Genomic DNA, 21,549 nt, shown 5'->3' on the forward strand with positions numbered 1-21,549 from the left:
ATTCCTCCGATCACAGCGAAGCGGCGACGAGCTCGGTCAGGTCGACCAGTCGGCTCGTGTAGCCCCACTCGTTGTCGTACCAACCGAAGACCTTGACCAGGTGGTCCTGGACCTGTGTGAGCTGGGCGTCGAAGATGCACGACGACGGGTCGCCGATGATGTCGTGGGACACGATCGGATCCGTCGTGTAGCGCAGGATGCCCTTGAGTGGTCCGGCCGCCGCATCCGCGAAGGCCTGGTTCACCTGCTCGACCGAGACGTCCCCGGAGACCTCGACCGTCAGGTCGGTCAGCGATCCGTCCTCGACCGGTACCCTGACGGCGACGCCGTCGATCTTGCCGGCCAGCTCCGGGATCACCAGGCCGACCGCCCGGGCGGCACCGGTGCTCGTCGGGATCAGGTTGGTGGCGCCGGAGCGTCCACGTCGCAGATCCTTGTGCGGCGAGTCCAGCAGCACCTGGTCGTTGGTATAGCTGTGGATCGTGGTCATCAGACCACGCTTGATACCGAACGCACGGTGCAGGACCGACACCATCGGCGCGACGCAGTTCGTCGTACACGAGGCGTTTGAGATCACGTGGTGCGTCGCCGGGTCGTAATCGTCCTCGTTGACACCCAGCACGACCGTCGCGTCGACGTCCTTGCCAGGCACCGACAGGATCACCTTGCGGGCGCCGGCGGTCAGATGCGCGCCGGCGGCTTCGCGGGTGCGGAACTTGCCGGTCGACTCGATCACGATGTCGGCGCCGACAGCATCCCAGTGGAGCTGAGCGGGATCACGCTCGGCGGTCGCCCGCAGGGTCTGGACGCCGACCGTGATCGTCTGGTCGGAGTAACCGACCTCTTCCTTCAGAGGGCCGTACGTCGAGTCGTACCGGAGCAGATGCGCCAACGTCGCCGGCGCCGCGATGTCGTTGATCGCGACCACCTCGATGCCGTCGGATCGCTGTTCGAGCACGCAGCGCAGGTAGTCCCGCCCGATGCGCCCGAAACCGTTGATGCCAACCCGTACGCTCATGTTCGATCCCTCGGTCGGTGGTATCCGTCGTTCTCATTCCACCGGTGGGCGGGGTGGCCCTGCAGGGCCGAAGGTCCCGGCTTCGACGGCCGGACGACCGCCATCAGCACGAGCGCCAGGCCCAGCACGAAGAACAGGGAACCGGCTCGCCGGACCGGGTCCGTCTTGACGACGGTGAGTCTCGTGGCCCGTGGCCACCGTCTCACGATCCGCTTCCGGCGAACCGGTCATCCTCCCTGCAATTCCAGACTCGCCGTTCTCGGCCGCCGCGGTCAGGGCACAAGTTCCTGACCTCCGGGACCACCTCAGTCGGCCATCAGCACATCGCCGACTGCGCGGCGAGGCGTCGGCGGGACGGGCGGCCCGTACCCGAACCGAATGACGACCTGCGGCCGCTGCCACGGGCCGAGGGGGTCGTTGATCTGCACGCGCAGCTCCTCATGCTCGATCGCGTGGTTCAACAGCGACGTAGCTACTCCGCGGGCGGTCGCCTCCAGCAGCACGTGTTCCAAGGCCTGCCCGGCACGCAGCCATTCGATCGGTCCGTCGTACCGGGTCGCGAGCACCGCCAGCTGCGGCTCGCGCTCGAAGGTGGCCGCCGGACGCGCAGCATCGACTGCCGTGGCCGCCAGATCGCGCACCACCGCCTTGCCGCCGGCCTCCCGTGAACGCAAGGCACTCGACGGTACGCCGTCACCTTCCCGGACACCACCGACCCACTGTCGACGCTCCGCGGTTCTGGCCGGACTGTCGTCGTCCGCTGCGACCGCCTCGTTCGTTGCCATTCGCAACCACCATCGCCGGTTAGGCGTGTCGAACCACTGCAGGACGGCGCCTTCCACCCGAGCACAGAGGTCCAGCTCCACCCGCAGCTGACCAGGCAGACGCTCCTCGGTGAACGGCTCCCGATTCGTCCGGCGCTCGGCCAGGTACGGCGCGAGTGCGGCCATCGGCTCATTCGGCCGCCCGTCCAGTTCGACCACCGCGATCAGGTCAGGCCGCCGCTGATCGACCAGGTGACGCACCTCCGAGCCCATCCCCCGCGCCGCGGCGGCCACCCGCAGGTTGAAGATCGCGGCCCCCAGCGAGATGAACAGCATCCGCCGTGACGGATCCTCGGCCGGCAGCTCACGCTCGCGATCGCGGTACACCTCGACCGTTCGGCCGATGAACCGGAATCGCCACGGCTGGGTGTTGTGCATCGACGGCGCCGCTACGGCGGCACGCAACAGCGCGTCCCGGTCAGCGTCCAGCAGCTCGTACATGATCCGACTCCTAGAACTGGAAGACGACCCGGGCCGGGATCTCCCCGGCCAGTACGTCAGCGATGGACTGGTTCACGTCGTCGAGCTTGCGATCGACGGCGATGACCCGGGTCCGCCCGGCAGCGTGCAGGCCGAACACATCGGCCAGATCGTTGCGCGTACCAACGATCGACCCGATCACGGTCTTGCCGTTCAGCACCGTGTCGAAGATCGGCAGGTTCAGCGAGCCGTTGTCGGCGGGCAGCGCCACGCAGACCAGCCGACCGCCACGCCGCAACGACCGGAAGGCCTGGTCGAACGACTGCGGGTTGGCCGCCAGCGCGACCGCTACGTCGGCACCGCCGAGCGCCTGGATCGCCTCGACCGGATCGGTCGTCGCCGCGTTGACCACGTGATCCGCACCGAGCTCCTTGGCCATCTCCAGTTTGCTCTCCTCGATGTCGACCCCGAACGTCAGCCCGCCAGCGATCCGCGCGTACTGCAGGGCCAGATGTCCCAGTCCGCCGACACCGAAGATCGCCACGGTCTCGGCCGGCGCGACCCCGGCGACCCGGATCGCCTTGTACGTCGTGACGCCCGCGCAGGTAAGCGGTGCGGCATCCCGCGACGAGACCTCGTCGGGCACCGGCGTCGCGAACGCGGCCGGCAGCACGGCGTACTCCGCGAAGCTCCCGTTGACCGAGTAGCCAGAGTTCTGCTGCTCGAGGCACAGGGTCTCCCAGCCGCCGATGCAGTACCGGCACTTGCCGCAGGCGTAGCCGAGCCACGCGATCGCGACGCGATCGCCGAGCGCTCGATCGGTGACGCCGGCGCCCAGCCTCTCCACCAGGCCGATGCCTTCGTGGCCCGGGACGAACGGCGGGGTCGGCTTGACTGGCCAATCCCCGTGCGCCGCGTGGATGTCGGTGTGACAGAGCCCGCTGGTCTCCATCCGGACCAGCACCTCCCCCGGACCAGGCTCAGGAATCGGCACCTCCTGGATCTCCAGCGGTTTACGGAAGGCGGTGACAACTGCTGCTTTCATGACGGCCCCTTCAAAACTCGATCAGTCCATGCCCTTCGAGAGAACCCCAGGCCGAGCAGACCTCGTAGGGCCGAAAGACCCGCATCAATCAGGAGTCCAACGTCCCGCGTGCTGGGACCGATCGGCCGGTGCGGCTGGTCGTCTGGAACGCCCATGCTGTGAGGAGACTCAGGAGGTGGCACCGTGGACGATGCACAGGTACGACGGGTGCCGTGGGTACGGCAACTGGTGATCGACACCGGCCGCGCGGCACGCCGCCGCCACGCCATCCACGGCTTGTTCGAAGTTGACGTCACGTCCGCCCGATCAGCGTTACGCCGTGATGACTCGACGCAGTTCTTCACCGCGTTCGTGATCCACTGCATCGCCGCCGCGGTCGCGGCCGATCCCAGTGTTCAGGCGTACCGTGATCTTCGCGGACGAGAGATCGTCTTCGACCAGGTCGATGTCGGTCTGCCGGTGGAGGTCGAGGTCGACGGCAGTCCGTTCGCCTTCACGCACGTACTGCGTGACGCGGGCAGGCGGACGGTCGAGGATCTGCACAACGAGATTCACGCAGTCAAAATAGATCCGCAGCTGAGTCCGTCGGTCCGCAAGGCCCCGTGGGTCCACGCTTATCTGCTGCTTCCCGGCCTCATCCGCGTCGCACTGCTCAGTGCGGTGCACCGGCTACCCCGCAGGCAGCGAGCGTTGGCCGGCACCGTCGGCGTGACATCAGTCGGCATGTTCGGCGCCGGCGCGGGCTGGGGCGTCGGCTTCCAGCTGCACACGCTGAGCGTCGTCATCGGGGGTCTCGCGCGGCGGCCCATCTTCTTCCAGGGCGTACTGGTCCAACGCGAGTTCCTCCAGTTGACCGTCAGCCTCGATCACGACATCGTCGACGGCGCCCCGGCCGCCCGCTTCGTGGGCCGGCTGCGCGACCTGCTCAAAGCCGGCGACGGGATCCGCTCCTCGGTCACCGCGAAGGAATGGGCATGAGTCGCAAACCTGTTGTCGTAGGCATCGATGGATCGCCGGCCGCGGACGTCGCGATCAAGTGGGCCGCGCTCGAGGCCGCCTCGCTGCGCACCGACCTTCGTCTTCTGTACGCCGCTTCCCCGGGCGGATCCGCGTCCCAGGCGGGCGACATCGTCTACCGTGCCGTGGCTTTGGCGCGTGGGCTGGATCCCCGGATCGCGATCGACTCCCATACCGAGAACGGTGTGCCGTCGACCATTCTGGTGGAGGCCTCCGGCAAGGCCGCGATCGTCGTGATCGGCAGCCGCGGCCTCGGCCTGATGGCCGGCGCGCTGGTCGGCTCAACAGGTCTCGACCTGGCCGCGAACGCGCACTGCCCGATCGTCGTCGTACGCCCTGACCTCGGCACCACAGCAGGCGTCCGCGTCGTCATCGGGTACGACGGTTCGCCGGCAAGCGACACCGCACTCGACTTCGGACTCGACTACGCCCGCCGGCACGACGTCGCCGTTCGCGTCGTCGCAGCCCAGCCCGAAGGCTCCGAGCTACACCGGATCACTGAGGCCGAGCTGCGCGACGCCGTCCAAAACCGCGGCGGACACGACGCCGAACTGATCCAGATCACCGGCCACCCCGCCGAACATATCCTCCGCCTGTCTTCAGACGCGGACCTCATCGTCCTAGGTGCCCGCGGCCGCGGCGGCTTCGCCGGCATGCTCATCGGCTCGGTGAGCCAAACCGTCCTCCACCACGCCGACTGCCCCGTCGCCGTCATACCGGCAGCCGCCATCGGCGGCTGACTTGACCACGGGAGACCCCAGATGACCACCAACCGTGCGCCAACCATTCCGTCAACCCAGATCTGGCGAGCCATCCACTGGGGCTTCGTCGCCCTCTTCGCCTCCGGCGCCTGCGTCCACGTGATCCTCGGCCTCGCCGCCCCGAGCTCCTACGACGGCTTCGCCGACGCGGCGTTCTTCGGCTGGGTCCGCGACGGCTGGCAGAACATCTTCATGGCCTACCCCACGCCGTGGGCCCTCCTCCTCGCAGCCGCCGAGCTCACGATCGCCGTCCTGCTCGTCAAAACTCCACGCCTCGGCTACGTAGCCGTCGTACTGTTCCACCTAGCCCTCATGCTCTTCGGCTGGGGCTTCTGGCTCTGGTGCATCCCCGCCCTCGCCTTCGCCCTACCCGCAACCCGCCACGCCTTCCGAGCTGGTCGGTAGCGTCTCAGGCGAACGCCACGGTTCGGTACTGCTGGGATCAGGACTGCTCTGCCGGCAAGGTCCGTGAGTTTTCGATCGGGACATTTCCGTTCACCCGCCTGAACAGCAGGACGCCGAGAACGAGCAGCCATGCTGCCCACAGGTAGCTTCCGAGGAGGCCGCCCAGGTCCCAGACGGGGAATCCTGATACGGCCGTCGCGAGGATATCGCCCTGGTTGACGAGGTACAGAGCGCTTGCGAGCAGACCGAGCCAGCCCGCCCAGGCGGGCATGACGTGGGAGCGCAGGATGATGACGCTGACAGTGACCGACCAACTGATGGCCAGGAGCTGACCGAGGTGCTCGCCCAGCAGCGCGCCACCGTACTGGTGCTGAGCTGTCCAGGCCGCAGCAACCGCTGAGCGGGTGCCTTCGTCACCACCCGTATACGAATCGGCCAGGGTCGGTACGACGAAGACCCAGCGCAGGAACCCGATCAGAGCCAACAGGACCGAGGCCGCTCCGAGATAGGTCGCGACTCGCAACGCGGCGTCCTCGCGGCGAGCCAGCGCCGTCGGCAGCAACAAGATCGGAACCGCGAGTACGGCGTACGTCCAGGCCACCGCGAACCAGGTCCACACCAGGCTCGCCCCGCCGGCCGCGAATTGAGGCAGCACTACATCCGCCGGCTCCCGCAGAATGTCAGGCCAGTCGAACGTCATGGACAACACAGTCGCCGCGATCATGAACGCCACCGTGGAAGCGATGAAGAGACTCCCGGCCACAAGGGCTGATCTAGGCCGCGACCCAGCGGACGAAGGTGCCCCCACGCTGGATCGCTCTGCTGTCTCACTGTTGTGCTGATGGCTGCTTGTTGTGCCCATGCTGACGGCCCCCAGCACGGCACGAAACTGTCGCAGCCCCGACGGGCCACTAGGCGCAGGATCTGTCCGCGCTGCCCCCAGCATGGGCCTCTCCGCCGACCCTGTCCACGACCGGCAGCGGTACCTGACGATGCAGTTCAACGTTGACACAGGTAGTACTCCCGAGGATGGTGGGCAGCACGGGGCGTATGCAGGTGGGGGTGCCGGGCGTGTCTGTCGTCGACAGATATGAACGCCGGGTCTTGTGCTGCCTGCAGGGGGAGTTCAGCCGGATGGCGAACGTGAGCACCTTGAGACGTACCGCGATCGTCGCGGACGAGTTCGACCTGGCCACCGAGGTCACCTCGATCTCTGCGCTCCTGCTGATTCCGAGGTGCGAGGACACGCACCGATAGCTCTGGGGTGAGAAGCAGGCGGCCCAGGGCGGGCGTCGTCTGTATTGAGCAGGCTTTGGAGATGGTTCTGATGACGACATCTGTGGCGTACCCGGTGCATGTGAACGCCGCGCCGGATCCGAAATCATCGAGGTGGCTCTGGCTGGTCAAATGGATCCTTGTGATCCCGCATTACTTCGTACTGCTGTTCCTGTGGATCGGCTTCATCGTCAGTTCGGTGATCGCGTTCTTCGCGATCCTCTTCACTGGGCATTACCCGCTCGCCATCTTCAAGTACAACGTTGGCGTCCTGCGGTGGTCCTGGCGTGTGACCTACTACGCATACGGCGCACTCGGCACCGACCAGTACCCGCCGTTCACCCTCGCTGAGGTCGAGGAATATCCAGCCCACCTGTCGGTTGACTACCCTGAGCACCTGTCCCGAGGCCTCGTGCTGGTGAAGTGGTGGCTGCTCGCGATCCCGCACTACATCATCGTCGGCATTTTCGTCGGCGGTGGAGCGTGGGCCGCGAACCGGTCCGACAACTGGCAGTGGAACATTGGCGGCAGTGGTGGCCTGGTCGGGATCCTGGTGCTCATTGCTGCGGTGATCCTCGCGTTCACCGGTGCCTACCCCCGGCCGCTTTACGACCTGATCATGGGAATGAATCGCTGGGCTCTGCGGGTCGCGGGCTACGCGGCCCTGATGACCGATGTGTATCCCCCGTTCCGCCTCGACCAAGGCGGCAGCGATCCCGTCCTCGCCGTGTCGCGTCCGTCGCCTGGTGCATCGGGGCCGGCCGACCTGATGACGCAAGCCCCGCGCACCGGCGCAACATCGCCAGAGAAGTAGGGGATTCAGATGGACATTGCCACACAACGCCAGAGCATCAGCGCGGCGTACGCACGGAAGATTGCCACCCTGACGGGTTGGCTGATGGTGGTCACCTTCGTCGCCTCGATCCCGGCGTACTTCATCCTGTACGCGCCGGTTCGGGATCACCCCGACTACATCACCGGAACCGGCGCCGACCCAACCAAAAGCGTGGCTTTGGGGGCTCTCCTCGAACTCATCGTCATCATCGCCAATATCGGCACAGCAGTAGTGCCATACGCGATCTTCAAGCGCTACAGCGAAAGCCTCGCGCTCGGCTACGTCGCAGCCCGCCTCGTCGAGGCAGTGTTCATTGCCATCGGCATCGTCAGCCTTCTCACGTTCCTGTTGATGCGGCAGGAAGGCACGGCCGGCACGGACGCCGCTCTCGGCCAGGCTTTCGTCGCGGTCTACGATCGAGCCTTTCTGATCGGTCCAGGCTTCTGCGCCGGCGTCGCGAACGGAATCATCCTCGGCTACCTCATGTATCGCTCCGGTTTGGTGCCACGAGGTATGGCGATGCTGGGGCTCGTCGGAGGCCCGCTGATCGCAGCCTCAGGAATTCTCGTCATGTTCGACGTCATCGAGCGTGGAGGAGCGGTCCAGGGCATCGCGACGATTCCAGAGTTCTTCTGGGAGTTGTCGTTCGGCATCTACCTCATCGTCAAGGGATTCAGGCCGTCTCCGATTCTGGCCGGAGTCGACGGCGAGCCCGTTGTCCCCGGCGCGAACTCGTAGTCGGCCTTCGCAGCAACCTCCAAAGGGTCCCGATGGATCCTGTTCAGATGAAGATGATCTGGGCGCCGTCGGTCTTTTCGATGAAGTCGGCGGCGCTGATGATTGCTTCGACGTCTTCGTAGAGGTCGGATTCGTCGAGGTGCATCATGTCGGCGGACATGCGGCAGGCCCACAGATGGCCGCCGGAGGCGACGATCTGTTCCAGGAACTCCGGTACGTCGGGAACGCCGATGTCCTGGATCTGCTTCTTCATCTGGTGGGTGGCCATCGCCGTCATGCCGGGCAGGCCGCCGAGGCCCTGCGGCATGTGTGTCGCGGTGTTGCCGAGCATGGTGAACTTCAGGTCGTTCATCCGCGACTTCGTGATCATGTCGAAGCCCCAGAAGGTGAAGAACAGGTGCGTCTCCACCCCTTCGCCGAGGGCGGCGTTGGCCAGGATCAGGCCCGGGTAGGCCATGTCCAGGTTGCCCTTCGAGCAGATGATCGCCAGCTTGCGGCCTTGGGTTGCCTGGTCACCGAAATCCGGGACGACCAACGGCATCGTCGTTGTCATGACGTCCTCCTACACACAACCACGGGGTTTCGGCAGGCCGGCGACGTATGCCATCTTCTTGGCCGGCTTGCCCGGGAACAACACGAACAACTGCTTCACCGGAATGCCGGCCAGCGTCGACACCCGCCGCAGCGTGGCGGTCTCACCGTGCGTCGGGTAGTCCTGGCGCAGGAACCGGATCGCCTTCCAGTGGTCGTCGGTGAGCTCGATGCCGATCCGCTCGGCAAGCTGTACGGCGAGATCGTCGGTCCACTCGTCGTACTCGGTCAGGAATCCCTCCGCGTCGACGTGGATGGTGTTCATGGTCGGACCTCCTCGTCCGGTCGGTGTTTGCCGCTCATCGACATCAGAGCGGGCACTGGCAGCCAACGGCCCGGGAGCAGCAGGTTCCAGTAGATCCAGCGGAACGCGACCTTGCCCCAGTGGTTCGTCTTGGTCTCACGGAGCAACGAGAGTGGTCCGAGCCGCCCCAGCGGGAAGCGTCCGGGCAGCGGCTCGGTGTCGTAGTTGAAGTCGATCAACAGGCCCTTGCCGTCGCCGGTCTCGACGAAGCAGTTCGCGTGTCCGTCGAAACGGTGCGTCATCGCGACACCTTCGACGTACTGGAGGAAGTTCTCGACGAAGATCTCGCTCGAGAAGTGCGCCACCGAGCCGGCCTTCGACGTCGGCAGATCGTTGGCATCCCCAATGGCGAAGATCTCCGGGTGCGCGTGCGACTGCAGGGTCTGCTTGTCCACCGGCACGTAGTTCAACTCATCGCCGAGACCGGAAGCCGCGACGAAGTCCGCACCCATGTTGAGCGGCACGGTGGCCAGGAGGTCGTAGCCGATCTCACGCTCGTCGTAGCTGACCAGCGTCTTGCGTTCGGCGTCGACGCGCTCGACCATGAAGTCGGTCTCGACGGCGATCTTCCGCTCGTCGAGCAACCGGCCGAGGTACTGCGACGCGATCGGTTTGGTGAACGCACCGTCCAGTGGTGTCACGTACACGATCTCCACCTGGTCCCGCCTACCGAGCCGGCGGAAGAACGCCTCCGCGAGGAACATGAACTCCAGCGGCGCCACCGGGCACTTGATGGGTTGCTCGACCACGTGTACGACGAGCCGACCGCCGGCGAACCCTTGCAGTGCATCGCGGAGGGCGAACGCACCGTCGTAGGTGTAGAAGTCGTGGATACTGCGACGCCACTCGGTGCCCAGCATTCCAGGAGTCTGGTCCGGCCGCGAGCTGGTGCCGGTGGCAACGACCAGGTAGTCGTAACAGACCACGTCTCCGTCAGCGAACCGCACGGTCTTCTGCTCGGCGTCGACAACTTCGACCTGTCCGATCAGAAGTAGTACACCGTTGCGCAACAACCGGCGACGCGGCTTCAGGAGATCCTCCCGGCCCCCGAAAGGCACGAACAGCAGGCCCGGCTGGTACATGTGGTCGGGATCGCGGTCGATCACCGTGATCCGCCACTCGTCCAGCGCCAGGCGGCGCCGCAGCTTGTTGGCCACCGTGGTGCCGGCCGTGCCGCCACCGAGGATCACCAACCTTCTCATCATCGATTCCTTTCACGTTGGGGCCCGGCCGGGTGCGGCCGGCCGGGCCCGGGTGGTTGTCAGTCGGTGTGCTCGATCGTGATCGTGCGCGCCTCGGACGTCTTCGCCGAGATCGGCACCGTCACCTCGAGGATTCCGGCTGCGTACTTCGCGACGACCGCCTGCTCGTCGGCTCCGTCCGGCAGCAGCACCCGGCGGGTGAGCGTGCCGTAGTGGAACTCCGAGCGGGCACTGTCGTGCTCCTCCTGCTGACGAGTGGCCGTCACGGTCAACATCCCGTTCGCGACCTCGACCTTGATGTCCTTCGCCGGATCCAGTCCGGGCAGTTCGGCCCGTACGACGTACTTGTCGTCGGACGTGAACTCCTCGATGCGGACACCGCGCATCGCGGCCGGCATGGTGAAGAGGCTCGGCAGGCCCTCGGTCCAGTCGAACAGATCCGCGAGCTGCCGCCGGCTGTCCCGGTGCTGCAGCGTCGTCATGTTTTCTCCTTCCTCTCGCCTTCCCCTACACCTCCACCACACCTCGTCCTCGATCCACACAGCAGGGCCCAACGCACCGCAGTACACGGACCTTCGGCCCTGCCCGCCGCCACGTGGCAGCGAAGCCTCTGAGCCCAGGGCGCAAGGGCCTACGCCAAACGGGCCTAACGCCCCGTGTGCCTGGTCCGCATCGGACCGAAGCTCGTGCTGAGGACGGCGTCGTCTCCGTACGGCAGCCGCCACGTATGCGCGCCGAAGGGAGTCGTCATGTCCAAGTCAACGACCGGAAGCCCCGCCCCCGAGGTCCGACGAGCATCCGCAACCTCCGGCGGCTGGTTCGTCTGGATGGTCGGCATGTGGGTCGCCTTCTTCGTCCTGCTGAACGCCGGCCGGCTCGACGACCTGGCCGGCTGGATCCGCGACCTGCCGATCCTGCTCGAGATCCTCGTCTGGGTCGCGTTCTTCCCCTGGGTCCTGGGCACGGCCGTCTGGACCAGCGGATGGTCCGAAGGACTCCGAATCACGCTGGTGGTGCTCTTCGCCGCCGTCTGGATCCTGATCTCGATCCCGCGCCCGAGGAAGTGAGGTGAGCTCGGCGAGGCTGCGAGGTCGAGACTTGATCGCGTTGATCCTGCTGGCTGCTGTGCTGATCCCGTACGTCGGTTACCGCTTCAACGGTCAGATGCCCATGATCGACAACGTACGGCCGATGGCCTCCACCGGCCTGCTCTTCGGCGGACTTGCCTTCTGGGTGATCCGAGGCGGGCAGCGACCGGTGGCGGTATCGCTGTCCGGACCGGTCCGCGCAGCGCACGCCACCTGCTCCACCTGCAACTGCTCTCGCCCACCCAGCTGGCTGTGGCTGCTGTCTGCGCAGTGATCTCCGGATTGACGGTTCTGATCCGCCGCATCCGGACGGGTCGCGTCAGTTGTGCAGGTGGGCGTGCTCGTGGGTGATGGCTTCGATGTCTGATGCGGCGGCGTCCAGCAGCTTGTGGGATAGGTCCGACAGAGCTCGGGCCACTGCCAGCTCGGCGCCGATCTCGACGATCTCGCGGTCGGCCGGGTTGCGGTGGGAGGCGCCGCGGCCGACCAGGTGGGTCTTGTCGTTGGTGTGCAGGCGGGCCTCCGCGTGCGTGGTCCGGTCGTCCTCGTGTTCGTCGACGAAGATGTCGACGCGCCAGCGCCTGCTGGTGATCCTCGTGGGCATGGTCTCGTCCTTCCACCCGGGCAGATGTTGCTTCTCGCCGTCATCGTCGGACTTCCGGCGATCGCGGACCAGGGCCGTCCGGTCCACCCAACCCGGGAACTTCTGCCCTGCCGGGCGTGCGTGACGCGGCGTGTGCTGGAGGTGTGAGAAGGGAGCCAGTCATGACCGGCTGGGCCAGCCACCGGTAGTACGGCTGGCGAGCGATCTTCAGTACCCGGCACGTCACCGCGACGGGGGTCCCGTCGGCGGCCAGCTCGCTCACGAGCGGGTAGAGCCTTTTCCCGGAAGGTGAGCCTGGGACAGGTACGCCGCCGCGCGGCGCAGTACCTCGTTCTCCTGTTCCAGCAGCTTGATCCGCCGCTGCGCCTCGCGCAGTTCGGCCGACTCACCACGAGACACACCGGGCTTGGCGCCGTCGTCGACCTCGGCCTGGCGCAGCCACTTGAACAACGTCATCGGATGAACGCCGAAGTCCTTGGCGATCTGCTCGACCGTCACTCCAGGTCCCCGATCGCGAGCCACGCGAACGACATCGTCACGGAACTCACGCGGATAAGGCTTGGGCACAGCAACATCCTTTCAGGCCAACCTCTCGGCAAGCCATCTCAGATGTCACCTACTCGTGCAGCAGACCCGAGAGTGTTGCGGCCGGCTGCTCCTAAGGCGCGCCGGCGCTGAATATAAGGCTTCGCCGGACGTCAAGCCAGGCGATTGCCTGGACAGTCGAAGCATGTCGAATGTGGTCGGACGTCGCAGCGTTGTCGCGAAGGCCGGGACGGTCGTATCGCCGTCGCGCAACCGGCCGCCGGCGCCGAGCCCAGTACGCAGCCACCTGGCCGCGGCCGTGGTGTGCACCCTGGTGTGTTTCGCGCCGCTCGGCGTAGCCGCAGTCGTCTGCGCGGGCAATGTGCGCACGCGGCTGGCGCTGGGCGACGTCGAGGGCGCCCGTCGTGCGTCGCGGATGGCGAAGTGCCTGTGCTGGGCTAGCGCGGCGGTCACGGTTGGCTTCCTCGTCGTGGTCGTGGTCGGCGCGGGCAGCTACTCCGACGTCCATTGAAAGGCCGCTCAGAGACGCCATCCCGCGTCGGGAAGCAAGACAGCCGGGTCCGTAACGGCGGACCCGGCCCTGATTGCGTGGTCAGGGCAGATAGCCACCGTCGTGCAAGCCTGCCCACTGCTCGAACACGTTCTGGTGGTAGTCGCCTCCGGTGCGAGCGGACTCGGCGCCGTACAGGACGAGGAAGGCAGGACCGAACATCGCCCACTGGTCCGCATGCCTCGCCTCGTGGCGGTGCCGGTCGGTGCCGCCCAGGTCGTCGTACAGCCACACGTTGCCGACCGTTGTGGCGGCGTTGGCGTAGCCGCCCTGCATGGATTCGCAGGTGACAATCAGGTCGTCGTGCGTCGCGCAGGTGCCGCCGTGCGCGCGACCCCAGACGACTGCCACGGCGCTGTACGGCAGGTTGGCGACCGCCCGGGCGACAGCGGCGGGCTGGGTGGCGACAACCAGACCGGCGGCAGCCAGCGCAGCGACGAACCGGTTGCGTCGGACCGCGGAGGTGGCGGATCTGCCAGGCTTCGTCTGCGTCGGGTAGGTGTCCATACCCGCAGCGTCTGCCGCTTAGACGCTCATGTCGTCCGGCATTGCCTCAATCTGCGGCTCGCGGCAGCCTTACGGCGACGACTCAGTCGTCCCAGACCTGTGGTTCGTCGCGCAACGTACCAGCTCGGCGGCTAGGCGCGGTCGGTGTCGTCGGCGAGGCCGGCTCGTTCGGCCACGGTGGCTGCTTGGACTCGATTTGTCACGCCGAGCTTGCGGAGGATGTGCGTGACGTGAACGCTGGCCGTCTTCGGGCTGATGAACAGTTCGGCGCCGATCTCGGCGTTGGTACGGCCGCTCGAGAGCAGCCGGAGGACCAGCAGTTCACGGTCGGTGAGCCCGTACAGCGTTGCCCAGTCCGGCGTCGTGGGCGCTGCCATCGTTGCGCTCGGCGGTGGTTCGAAGCTGATGCGGGCGCGCCGTGCGAGCGCACGGATCTCGGTGATCAACGGCGCGTGTCCGGCGGCACCGGCCGCGGCTGATCGCAATGCGGCAGCGGCGACATCGAGCTGATGTCCGGCAAGCAGTTGCGCCTCGGCCTGCCGCCACCGCGAATAGGCAGCCTGATGCGGTCGGGACATTGCTTCCCATTGTTGGGCAGCCAGGTCCCACAGGCCTGGTTGGCTCATGCTTGTCAACCGCTTACACTCGGCGTTCCACAGTGCGCGCTCAGCGGATCCGGCGCGGAAGAAGGCACTGTCGCCAAGAGGATCAGCGGTCTGCCGGTCGCGCCAACTTTCGATGCGCCGTGCGACGGCGAGGGCAAGCTGCACACCACCATCGTCCCGCCCTGCCCGCGCAGCTTCGGCTAAGTCAGCGCACGCCCGCAAGCCGAGCACGAGCAGCGATCCGCAGAGCTGTACCTCATCTGTGCCGTCATGATATTCGAGTGCTGTTTCGACCTCACGAACGGCCTCGGCGGGCCGTTTCCGCCACAACTCGAGCTCGGCGGCGTACTGCGCAATGTCCCGGTTGAACTCGACGCTGCCCCCGATTGGCAAGGCCCGAATCTGCTGGATCCGCCGCTCGGCCGCTTGTACGCCGCCGCGGAGCATATCCAGGTGCGCGCGCTCCAGGTCCAGGATCCACCGATCTTGCGTCGGAGAGCCCGATGTCCGTGGTTCCAGCAGCGCGGCGGCGTCGACGATCCGGCCTACACCTATCAAGGCCTCCGCGGCATTCCCGGCCAACAGGCAGGCGCCGAAGCTGTCCGCCCGGCCGCCGCGTCGGATGGCGTCGAGGTGGCGTAGCGCCACTCGACTTGCCTCCTCAAGCTTCTGTGTCTTGAGCAGGACGTCACACTCGATGTTGGCGAGCCACTCCACCGACTCGGCGTCGGTATCGGCATCGATCAACAGCCATGCCCGCTCGAGAAGTTCAAACCCTTGCTCAAGCTCGGCGTGAACGAAGTGGTCGTGCGCCAGCACACTGAGAAGGCGGGACACGAGCGGCGAACCCGCTGCCTCCGCGACCTCCAAGGCTCGACGCAGGCTGCGGCGGCCACGGACCTGATGGCCTGCGCTCCTGAGGAGATTGGAGTGCAGGAACAGCGCCGCGGCGTGGTCGGTCGACGGTGGACTACCGTCGAAGAGGCGCAGCGCCTCCTCGACCAATTCGAGTCCGGTCTCCGCCGAATCGATGGACCGATAGTCCGCGGCGCGGTGGTGGATGACCGCGGCCACCGCACGATCGGAGTGGTCAGAGAAGAGCCGGTACGCCTCCTCGGCCACCTCGCCGGCGCGAACGCCGTCACCGTTGGCCTTCAACGCATCGACGACCTGGACGTACAGGCCGGGCATCTCGAGGCCGGGCGGACGTGCCTGCTCGGGTACCTGCCGGCACAGCTCGATCGCCCTGAGCTTATGTGTCGCGACCTCGTCGTAGGCGAACATGTGCTCGGCCGCGTCGGCGGCTCCGAGCCTGGCTCGAAGCTCCTCCGTCGGGCGACCCGCGGCGGCCCAGTGCCCTGCGACCTCCGCGGCCAGCCTGGTGTCCGCGAGTCCTTCCAAGGCCTCAGCGACCCGGCTGTGCAGCTCGGAGCGCTCGCCCGGGAGAAGCTCTGCCACCACGGCCTCAGCCAGCAGGGCGTGACGCGGACGATACCCGCCGTCCGACGTACGGTCGACCAGCAACCGGCCGGCGGCCAGCTCCTTCAGCGCCGCACGAACAGCGCCTCCATCTATGGCCGCGATCTCCACTACGAGTGCCTCCGTCACAGGCCGTCCAACAACGGCGAGTGCCTCCAACACCCGCCGAGCGTCGACGCCGACACGGCGCGTCCGAGCCACCAGCAACTCGGCCAGACCGGCGGGCACCCCGCTGGGTAGCCGCAGCTGATCGCCCTGAAATCCACCAACCGCCGCGGCCATGAGCTGCTCAACAAAGAAAGGATTTCCCTCTGCACGCGCCTGCAGCTCACGTACCAGCATCGTCGGCGCCGGAGCGCCTAGAATCGCCGCGGCCTGCTGCTCAACTTCCTCACCCGACAGACCGTCGAGCCTAATCTCCTCGACGTTTCGTTGGCGACGTATGTGGTTGGTCCACGCGGTCACGGGCGGGTCGAACGACGCCTCATCGCTCCGGAAGGTCACCACGTACGTCGGCCGGTGCGCGGCGTGTGCAAGGTAAGTAAGGCAGTCCAACGTCTCTGCGTCCGCCCAATGCACATCCTCGACGAGCAGAGTCACCGCCACGCGTCTGGCGATCTCCTCCAACAGCTCGCCCACGGCAGTGAACAGCCGCTCACGCCGCCACGCCGCCCCTGACCCGTTCACCTGTGCGGTCGCACCAAGCCGAGGCACCAGCCGCCCAACCTCTGCATGGACATAAGGAGGGACAACGGCCAGAACCCCATCGAGCAGCCGACTGTCTGGAGCCTGCACGAACTCCCGCAGGGCATCTGCGAGCGGGAGCAGCGGCAACGTCTCGGTCAACGGCAGGCAAGCGCCTGTCAGCAACACGGCGCGAGCCTCGCTCACGCGCATGAGCGCTTCACCGATCAGCCGCGTCTTACCAATGCCAGCCTCTCCGGTGACCAGGATCATTCTCCCGCCCTCGGACAAGGCCGTACTCAGGCGCGCTAATTCGACGGCCCGGCCGACAAACGAGGCAGGTTGCTCCACAACACAACGTCAACAGGAGCCGGGCGCCCCGTCAATCCGTGGCACCCGGCCAGCTCCCTGCACAGAGCAAACGCGGTTGCACCGGAGACACTCCAGCCCAGCTCGTCCGCGAACCGTTTCCCGCTCCGTCTGGAACACTTTGTGGAACGAACTGGTGAGTAACAGAGTTGCTGGAGTCGACAAAGGCCGAAGGCAGCGTGGCTCCTGGGGCTCAGATCGGCCCCTGTTGATGCGGTCCGGCGGCCTTCCAATCCGGGCGTCACTGCTCGACCACAGACCCCGCCCAGGCCCGCACTGTTGGGCCGTACAACAAGCGGTTAGCGATTAGCCATCACTGCGGTCGTCAGCGACCCTACCGTGGGTTCTGCTAGACCCGGAGTCAGCCTGCTCCCGGGCTGACCACCGGTTGTTCGAGGCGAGCCGCACTCCTCGACCAGGCGGCTCGCCTCGCTCTCACTATCTGACCTCCCATGGTCTTCTGCTCGAACAGGGAGGGGATTCCGGGTTCGCACGGCGGACGAGTCGGCAGGTGATCAACATCCTCGAGGAGCCGGACTTCGAGGGGAATCGAAATGAACCCGGGCTTCGAGCGGATCTTGCAAGTGAAGATCCATGTCAGGGATCTTGAGCGCTGCTGCGACTCAACCGTTAGGTAAGGAGAATGTTCGCAAGTACAGCCTCAACACTTCCAGAGCCACAAGCAGGTGACTCCTTTAGAGAGACAGTCAATTTCAACGCATTTACACCAGAAACGACAACGTCAACAGTACCGATCTGATTCAGCTTGACGCTCCTCTGGCCGCGGAACGCTCCATTAGCATCGATCCTGACCTGCAGCACCTGGTCGGAGCTCTCAGACGTGTTGCTCTGTGCGAAGTCAAACCTGAGTCTGGTGAAGTTATTCGCGAGTCGCAGCTCCAACGTCTGACCGTTGTCCTGGCCGCAGGACTGCAGCTGGCCCGCGATACCAGCGACTTGTTTCCGGTCGGCAATGTCGTAGCGGCCATCTCTCCAACCATCCGGATATTTGAAGAAGCTTTCCAGTTGCAACGGCTTCCCGGTAGCCTCCGGTGGCAGGACCCCGGGAGTGGTTTCGACTGGGTCGGGCGGCTCGACGCTGCTTGGTGCGCCGCTTGGAGTCTCGCTCGATATGTCCGTCGGCTCTGGCGGGCGGTCTGAGGTGGATTCCGTCACCGTGACTGTGATTTGCGGATCCGGTCCAGCCTCATTGGAACCGAACGGCGACCCGAATACGAGCGCGACAACGAGAGACACCGCCAAGACACTTGCGGCTGGGACTAAAACGGAAAACCTTGATGACCATTTTGATTCCCGAACGGGATCTCGCCATATGCGATCCCTATTGTCATTACCTTGGCCATGACGTACGGCTGCCTGCCCTGCCGTCCGCTCGCCGGCTCCGTCCACATATTGCCGACTTCGCGCGCGGGCCAGGGGTGCTGGCTGTGTGGAGTCGCGTGCAACGCTCGGCGCCGCCGCGAGTTGCCCGGACACCGGCGTCACGAAGGCAAACAGCACGCGGCCGACGAGTGTCTTGGGAAGAGCGCGGCGAGGGCGGAACCGCGGATCTGCGCGACCGATCGCTCGGCTAAGGCTGGCGAGATGGGACCTAAAGCTGACCCTCATGGCTCGACCGTCGGCGATTGTGCTGTCGCAAGGACAGGCGAGTCGTCCTCGAGCTCGCCATGCGCGCCTGGGACTGCCTTGCCGAGCTGCACCAATATCAGCGGAGCAGCCGCCCCCATACCTACGGCCGCCAATGGACCTACTAATTGGCCCGACTGGAAGGCAGCAAGCGCTACCCCGCCGCCCAAAGCGATCCGGAATATCACCGAGATCGACAGATATGCGAGGTCAGCGACTCCCAAAACCAACTGCCTTCGTCTGCGTGTTGATCGGGCGAACGTGTGGAAGTCAAGCGCCTCGACAGCGAAGCTTCCGAACACCCCCCACAACAACGCGTGCCACCAAAGCATCTTTCCCCCCGGCTGACGCCTGAATCGTCTCGATCTCATGGCCGCTAGCCATCCTGCCGGTGGCCGGTGGCGAGCGGTAGTACTGGACGTAGGTCGATCCCGGCTTAGGTCCTTGCATCACCTATCGTTCGCGAGACCAAAGTGTTTCATCTGTCGCCCAGCACCGCTGAACCGTGCTCCGATAGTGATCAGGTCGGCGGAGTCAGTCTGGTTGCCGCGGCGCGGTTGACGAGTCAGCCGATGTCCGCGAACTCCGCGGACGGTATGAACATGCATAAGGGCGAGTCGACAATTGTGGTGACTCCGCCAACTTCTTCACGTCGGCCGCCCGCACAGCGTAGAGGCGCGAGGCCCTACAGGTCGGCAGGTTTGGGCTTGCGACACCCTCTGACGCCTGTCCCTGGCAGGCGCGCCAGGTATCGGGTATGCCGCGACGGGACTCAGACTGTGTCGTCCTAGTCCAGCCGGTCACGTCGGGCGGCGGCAGAGGTCCGCATCGCTTCGAGCTTCGTCTCTGTCATGCCGGGCTTCCAAACTGGCAGATCGAGCACGGGTAGCCAAAGTCCGTCCTCGCGGGCGCCGGCTCCTTCGGCAAAGGTTTTGAAGCGACGCGGTACCCGAGATCGGGATCTTGCAACGTCCACGATGTGGCCGCTGACCGTCGGGATATCCGCTGGGTACAGAGCCGTCGCCTTGGACTCGATCCGGCGCGCTCCGAATGGTGGCGCCCACTCGCCCACTCGGAAGTGGTAGCTAATGTGATCGCGCGCGTCCACATCGACATCTATGCCGACAGCATCAATGGAGACAGGTACCAGGCCCTCATTGACAACCTCGATGCCGAGGTAGTGGCCCAAATCCCCGGTGACCGTCACCTCGGAGAGACTCAAAAGCGGCGTTCTCACGAAGCCTTCAGCAGTAAGGATTAGACCCACCGGCTGAACGGTCAGCCTCACTTCGTACAGTGCTGCTAGTGCCGACTGCACCTGGCCGGCGATCTGAGCAATCTGCTCATCGGAGAACCGTCTGGCGGTCCTGGCCTCAGCAACCTGGCGGCGCTTCCATTCGAGAAGTTCCTCGATCGGATAGACCGATTCGTGATGATCAACGGGCCGATGGTGTAAACCGCACAAAAGGAGCAAGTTCTCCTCTGTATCGATCAGAGGCTCAGGGTAGTCCGGATCGTAACGCGGGCCGTCCTCAGACTCTGAGCGGATATGGGCGATATCTGCGGACACGGTCAGCCGCCCACGATGCTCAAAGATCAGAGGTGTCATGCAGGCGGGGTCAGGGAAGGCACAGTGCGTCGCCCGCCCAAACAGCAGCTTCAGCGTCCTCTTCGAGTAGTCGTGGCCCACGATGCCGCACTCTAGCCACCTCCACAGTTCAACGCGATCCGCCGTGTTCTCATCCGATATGCCGATGCCCCCGATACTGACTTTTCAGAGGTAACCTGTCGGCGCGCGGCTCTCCACGACCTGAGGTTCCCTTGGACAAAGCAGTACGACTGGCGCAAAGACTCGGACTAGCCGTGAGGATCGGGCGCGCGCCCCGTGGGGGAATGCGTAATGAACGATGGCCAAGCAGCCGGCCAGCCGCAACAGCGCGATCTAGACTATGTGCGTCTGGCGCGGACCGCGCTGCCGCTTTTAAGGTTCATGGTGTCGGGCTACAAGCAAATCGACCTGGCGGCCTTTGAGGAAGACCCTCGCAGACTGGCTGGGCCAGTATCGATACAGCGTCAGATCGAGAGCATCGAGTCTGCAGTGAAGCTGAGCGAGGCCGAACTCGGACACATGGCGGCGGCGTTCATCCGGGCATCCTGTGAGGAGTTGATCTGGCTGAGGTACCTCTACACCCTGCGGCGCGACGACGCGCGGACACTGCTGCTGAAGCTGAGCCTGAATGACTCGGGCCGTTCTGTCCAGGCGCTTCGTGACTACGCGGGCACCGACGCCATGGTTGGCATGGGGTGGCCCAGCGCACTCCTCGGCGACCTCGACGCCTTGGTCGAAGGCAATAGGAATGACCTCAAGGCGATCGCCAAGGAACTCGGGTGGCCGGGACCCAAGCCGAACCTGCAATGGCTGGCCGACTCCGTGGGCAAGGGAAACTTCTACGCATACCTCTACGCAGCGACCAGCCGCGCGAACCACTTCTCGGCGGCTGAGGTCTTTCGCCGCTTGTGGTTTGAGTCCCGGACAGGTCCTATATCGGTCGGGCATCCAGCTCATCGGTCGTACCTAACGAACTTCGCGTGTGACACGCTGCTGCGCATCTGCATGATGACGCTCGCTGACTTGACTCCCCAGATGGAGTTCGAGCCCGAGGCAGAGGGCGATCTCCAGGCCGCAGAGGAGATGGCGATGAAATTCGCGGCGGTCAGCACGGAGTTGCAAGCTCTCGGTAAGGTACCGATCATTAGGCCAGAGGAGTTCAATCTGCTTCAGGGCCCGATTCCCGACTAGCTGCACGGCGACAGCTGATATCCAACTGAGCCAGCATACGGGGGCGCCGGATCTTCCCGATCTGAGAGCGGAGATGAAAGCGGATATCGACAAGGCGCTAGACGACCCTGAGCGCCTCACCCGGGAGTTCGTCGACCTGGTGGACTGATCGAGACCATCGAAGAGGCACCATCCGGCGTCCAGGTGATCCTTGCTGTCGGGCGAGGATGCGACGAGGAAGTCGCCTAATGCAGCA

General features: G+C 65.5%; 24 protein-coding genes. 10 read left to right on the forward strand and 14 right to left on the reverse strand.

The window, feature by feature from the left end:
• Positions 1-10: 10 nt before the first annotated feature.
• The 3 genes from gap to ACQPYH_RS28575 all read right to left on the reverse strand — a co-directional run bounded on the left by gap (position 11) and on the right by ACQPYH_RS28575 (position 3,307).
• Complete coding sequence (gap, locus tag ACQPYH_RS28565; protein WP_432877355.1) at positions 11-1,018, reverse strand: type I glyceraldehyde-3-phosphate dehydrogenase; 1,008 nt, start codon at positions 1,016-1,018, stop codon at positions 11-13.
• Positions 1,019-1,323: 305 nt separating this feature from the next.
• Entirely contained in the window at positions 1,324-2,283 is a 960-nt protein-coding gene (locus tag ACQPYH_RS28570) for an Acg family FMN-binding oxidoreductase (protein WP_432877358.1), read from the reverse strand.
• Between the two features lie 10 nt (positions 2,284-2,293).
• The gene (locus tag ACQPYH_RS28575; protein WP_432877360.1) at positions 2,294-3,307 is read right to left on the reverse strand and encodes a zinc-dependent alcohol dehydrogenase; all 1,014 of its coding nucleotides are present in this window, start codon (positions 3,305-3,307) and stop codon (positions 2,294-2,296) included.
• A gap of 183 nt (positions 3,308-3,490) precedes the next feature.
• Here ACQPYH_RS28575 and ACQPYH_RS28580 point away from each other — a divergent pair, with 183 nt between their 5' ends.
• From ACQPYH_RS28580 to ACQPYH_RS28590, 3 genes are read left to right on the forward strand one after another with little or no spacing between them, the layout of a single operon-like run.
• Positions 3,491-4,285: a 2-oxo acid dehydrogenase subunit E2 gene (locus ACQPYH_RS28580; RefSeq protein WP_432877363.1), complete on the forward strand. Its 795-nt coding sequence runs from the start codon at positions 3,491-3,493 to the stop codon at positions 4,283-4,285.
• The gene (locus ACQPYH_RS28585) at positions 4,282-5,064 is read left to right on the forward strand and encodes a universal stress protein (RefSeq protein ID WP_432877365.1); all 783 of its coding nucleotides are present in this window, start codon (positions 4,282-4,284) and stop codon (positions 5,062-5,064) included. Before ACQPYH_RS28580 ends, ACQPYH_RS28585 begins: the two co-directional genes overlap by 4 nt.
• Before the next feature lie 21 nt (positions 5,065-5,085).
• Entirely contained in the window at positions 5,086-5,490 is a 405-nt protein-coding gene (locus ACQPYH_RS28590; protein ID WP_432877368.1) for a hypothetical protein, read from the forward strand.
• Between the two features lie 37 nt (positions 5,491-5,527).
• Here ACQPYH_RS28590 and ACQPYH_RS28595 read toward each other — a convergent pair whose 3' ends face one another.
• The gene (locus ACQPYH_RS28595) at positions 5,528-6,436 is read right to left on the reverse strand and encodes a DUF4386 domain-containing protein (protein WP_432877370.1); all 909 of its coding nucleotides are present in this window, start codon (positions 6,434-6,436) and stop codon (positions 5,528-5,530) included.
• A gap of 125 nt (positions 6,437-6,561) precedes the next feature.
• Between ACQPYH_RS28595 and ACQPYH_RS28600 the strand changes: the two genes are divergently transcribed.
• From ACQPYH_RS28600 to ACQPYH_RS28610, 3 genes are all read left to right on the forward strand, one after another.
• A complete protein-coding gene (locus tag ACQPYH_RS28600) occupies positions 6,562-6,747 on the forward strand; it encodes a hypothetical protein (protein WP_432877373.1) in 186 nt (61 codons plus the stop codon).
• Between the two features lie 70 nt (positions 6,748-6,817).
• On the forward strand, positions 6,818-7,579 hold the full coding sequence (locus ACQPYH_RS28605) for a DUF4389 domain-containing protein (protein WP_432877375.1): 762 nt from the start codon (positions 6,818-6,820) through the stop codon (positions 7,577-7,579).
• Positions 7,580-7,663: 84 nt separating this feature from the next.
• Positions 7,664-8,338: a DUF4386 domain-containing protein gene (locus tag ACQPYH_RS28610; protein WP_432877377.1), complete on the forward strand. Its 675-nt coding sequence runs from the start codon at positions 7,664-7,666 to the stop codon at positions 8,336-8,338.
• Between the two features lie 43 nt (positions 8,339-8,381).
• Here the strand turns inward: ACQPYH_RS28610 and ACQPYH_RS28615 are convergent, their stop codons facing one another.
• The 4 genes from ACQPYH_RS28615 to ACQPYH_RS28630 are packed head-to-tail and all read right to left on the reverse strand — an operon-like array spanning position 8,382 to position 10,917.
• Positions 8,382-8,891, reverse strand: coding sequence for a DsrE/DsrF/DrsH-like family protein (locus ACQPYH_RS28615; protein ID WP_432877380.1), 510 nt, complete (start codon positions 8,889-8,891; stop codon positions 8,382-8,384).
• Between the two features lie 9 nt (positions 8,892-8,900).
• The gene (locus ACQPYH_RS28620; RefSeq protein WP_432877383.1) at positions 8,901-9,194 is read right to left on the reverse strand and encodes a TusE/DsrC/DsvC family sulfur relay protein; all 294 of its coding nucleotides are present in this window, start codon (positions 9,192-9,194) and stop codon (positions 8,901-8,903) included.
• Positions 9,191-10,435 (reverse strand): type III sulfide quinone reductase, selenoprotein subtype, encoded by a 1,245-nt coding sequence (sqr, locus tag ACQPYH_RS28625; protein WP_432877386.1) that lies wholly within the window; start codon positions 10,433-10,435, stop codon positions 9,191-9,193. The genes ACQPYH_RS28620 and sqr overlap by 4 nt, the downstream gene beginning before the upstream one ends.
• 59 nt (positions 10,436-10,494) lie before the next feature.
• Positions 10,495-10,917 carry an Hsp20/alpha crystallin family protein gene (locus tag ACQPYH_RS28630; protein WP_432877389.1) on the reverse strand — a complete coding sequence of 141 codons (423 nt, stop codon included), beginning with the start codon at positions 10,915-10,917 and terminating at the stop codon, positions 10,495-10,497.
• A gap of 267 nt (positions 10,918-11,184) precedes the next feature.
• Here ACQPYH_RS28630 and ACQPYH_RS28635 point away from each other — a divergent pair, with 267 nt between their 5' ends.
• Together ACQPYH_RS28635 and ACQPYH_RS28640 are read left to right on the forward strand one after the other, a co-directional pair.
• Positions 11,185-11,502: a hypothetical protein gene (locus ACQPYH_RS28635; protein ID WP_432877392.1), complete on the forward strand. Its 318-nt coding sequence runs from the start codon at positions 11,185-11,187 to the stop codon at positions 11,500-11,502.
• Between the two features lie 31 nt (positions 11,503-11,533).
• A complete protein-coding gene (locus ACQPYH_RS28640) occupies positions 11,534-11,797 on the forward strand; it encodes a hypothetical protein (RefSeq protein WP_432877394.1) in 264 nt (87 codons plus the stop codon).
• A 45-nt stretch (positions 11,798-11,842) separates the two neighbouring features.
• On the opposite strand, the gene ACQPYH_RS28645 is transcribed toward ACQPYH_RS28640, so the two are convergent.
• Both ACQPYH_RS28645 and ACQPYH_RS28650 read right to left on the reverse strand, forming a co-directional pair.
• Positions 11,843-12,127, reverse strand: a complete 285-nt coding sequence (locus ACQPYH_RS28645; protein WP_432877397.1) for a DUF1876 domain-containing protein — start codon at positions 12,125-12,127, stop codon at positions 11,843-11,845.
• Between the two features lie 258 nt (positions 12,128-12,385).
• A complete protein-coding gene (locus tag ACQPYH_RS28650) occupies positions 12,386-12,694 on the reverse strand; it encodes a transposase (RefSeq protein ID WP_432877400.1) in 309 nt (102 codons plus the stop codon).
• Positions 12,695-12,857: 163 nt separating this feature from the next.
• Here ACQPYH_RS28650 and ACQPYH_RS28655 point away from each other — a divergent pair, with 163 nt between their 5' ends.
• Complete coding sequence (locus ACQPYH_RS28655) at positions 12,858-13,184, forward strand: CD225/dispanin family protein (RefSeq protein WP_432877403.1); 327 nt, start codon at positions 12,858-12,860, stop codon at positions 13,182-13,184.
• A gap of 81 nt (positions 13,185-13,265) precedes the next feature.
• On the opposite strand, the gene ACQPYH_RS28660 is transcribed toward ACQPYH_RS28655, so the two are convergent.
• From ACQPYH_RS28660 to ACQPYH_RS28675, 4 genes are all read right to left on the reverse strand, one after another.
• Entirely contained in the window at positions 13,266-13,730 is a 465-nt protein-coding gene (locus tag ACQPYH_RS28660) for a hypothetical protein (protein ID WP_432877406.1), read from the reverse strand.
• Between the two features lie 131 nt (positions 13,731-13,861).
• The gene (locus ACQPYH_RS28665; RefSeq protein ID WP_432877408.1) at positions 13,862-16,771 is read right to left on the reverse strand and encodes a helix-turn-helix transcriptional regulator; all 2,910 of its coding nucleotides are present in this window, start codon (positions 16,769-16,771) and stop codon (positions 13,862-13,864) included.
• 726 nt (positions 16,772-17,497) lie between these two features.
• A complete protein-coding gene (locus ACQPYH_RS28670) occupies positions 17,498-18,124 on the reverse strand; it encodes a hypothetical protein (RefSeq protein ID WP_432877410.1) in 627 nt (208 codons plus the stop codon).
• Between the two features lie 1,177 nt (positions 18,125-19,301).
• Positions 19,302-20,204: a hypothetical protein gene (locus ACQPYH_RS28675; RefSeq protein WP_432877413.1), complete on the reverse strand. Its 903-nt coding sequence runs from the start codon at positions 20,202-20,204 to the stop codon at positions 19,302-19,304.
• Positions 20,205-20,414: 210 nt separating this feature from the next.
• On the opposite strand from ACQPYH_RS28675, the gene ACQPYH_RS28680 reads away from it, so the two are divergent.
• Entirely contained in the window at positions 20,415-21,314 is a 900-nt protein-coding gene (locus ACQPYH_RS28680; protein WP_432877415.1) for a DUF5677 domain-containing protein, read from the forward strand.
• Positions 21,315-21,549 lie beyond the last annotated feature (235 nt).

The organism is Kribbella sp. CA-245084 (assembly GCF_050942355.1).
Taxonomy (GTDB): Bacteria; Actinomycetota; Actinomycetes; order Propionibacteriales; family Kribbellaceae; genus Kribbella.

Excerpts from the sequence above, each read along its gene's own strand:
- gap (WP_432877355.1), bottom strand. The coding sequence starts at position 1,018 with ATGAGCGTACGGGTTGGCATCAACGGTTTCGGGCGCATCGGGCGGGAC.
- ACQPYH_RS28570 (WP_432877358.1), bottom strand. The coding sequence starts at position 2,283 with ATGTACGAGCTGCTGGACGCTGACCGGGACGCGCTGTTGCGTGCCGCC.
- ACQPYH_RS28575 (WP_432877360.1), bottom strand. The coding sequence starts at position 3,307 with ATGAAAGCAGCAGTTGTCACCGCCTTCCGTAAACCGCTGGAGATCCAG.
- ACQPYH_RS28585 (WP_432877365.1), top strand. The coding sequence starts at position 4,282 with ATGAGTCGCAAACCTGTTGTCGTAGGCATCGATGGATCGCCGGCCGCG.
- ACQPYH_RS28590 (WP_432877368.1), top strand. The coding sequence starts at position 5,086 with ATGACCACCAACCGTGCGCCAACCATTCCGTCAACCCAGATCTGGCGA.
- ACQPYH_RS28595 (WP_432877370.1), bottom strand. The coding sequence starts at position 6,436 with ATGCTGGGGGCAGCGCGGACAGATCCTGCGCCTAGTGGCCCGTCGGGG.
- ACQPYH_RS28605 (WP_432877375.1), top strand. The coding sequence starts at position 6,818 with ATGACGACATCTGTGGCGTACCCGGTGCATGTGAACGCCGCGCCGGAT.
- ACQPYH_RS28610 (WP_432877377.1), top strand. The coding sequence starts at position 7,664 with ATGGTGGTCACCTTCGTCGCCTCGATCCCGGCGTACTTCATCCTGTAC.
- ACQPYH_RS28615 (WP_432877380.1), bottom strand. The coding sequence starts at position 8,891 with ATGACAACGACGATGCCGTTGGTCGTCCCGGATTTCGGTGACCAGGCA.
- ACQPYH_RS28620 (WP_432877383.1), bottom strand. The coding sequence starts at position 9,194 with ATGAACACCATCCACGTCGACGCGGAGGGATTCCTGACCGAGTACGAC.
- sqr (WP_432877386.1), bottom strand. The coding sequence starts at position 10,435 with ATGAGAAGGTTGGTGATCCTCGGTGGCGGCACGGCCGGCACCACGGTG.
- ACQPYH_RS28630 (WP_432877389.1), bottom strand. The coding sequence starts at position 10,917 with ATGACGACGCTGCAGCACCGGGACAGCCGGCGGCAGCTCGCGGATCTG.
- ACQPYH_RS28635 (WP_432877392.1), top strand. The coding sequence starts at position 11,185 with ATGTCCAAGTCAACGACCGGAAGCCCCGCCCCCGAGGTCCGACGAGCA.
- ACQPYH_RS28645 (WP_432877397.1), bottom strand. The coding sequence starts at position 12,127 with ATGCCCACGAGGATCACCAGCAGGCGCTGGCGCGTCGACATCTTCGTC.
- ACQPYH_RS28655 (WP_432877403.1), top strand. The coding sequence starts at position 12,858 with ATGTCGAATGTGGTCGGACGTCGCAGCGTTGTCGCGAAGGCCGGGACG.
- ACQPYH_RS28660 (WP_432877406.1), bottom strand. The coding sequence starts at position 13,730 with ATGGACACCTACCCGACGCAGACGAAGCCTGGCAGATCCGCCACCTCC.
- ACQPYH_RS28665 (WP_432877408.1), bottom strand. The coding sequence starts at position 16,771 with ATGATCCTGGTCACCGGAGAGGCTGGCATTGGTAAGACGCGGCTGATC.
- ACQPYH_RS28680 (WP_432877415.1), top strand. The coding sequence starts at position 20,415 with ATGAACGATGGCCAAGCAGCCGGCCAGCCGCAACAGCGCGATCTAGAC.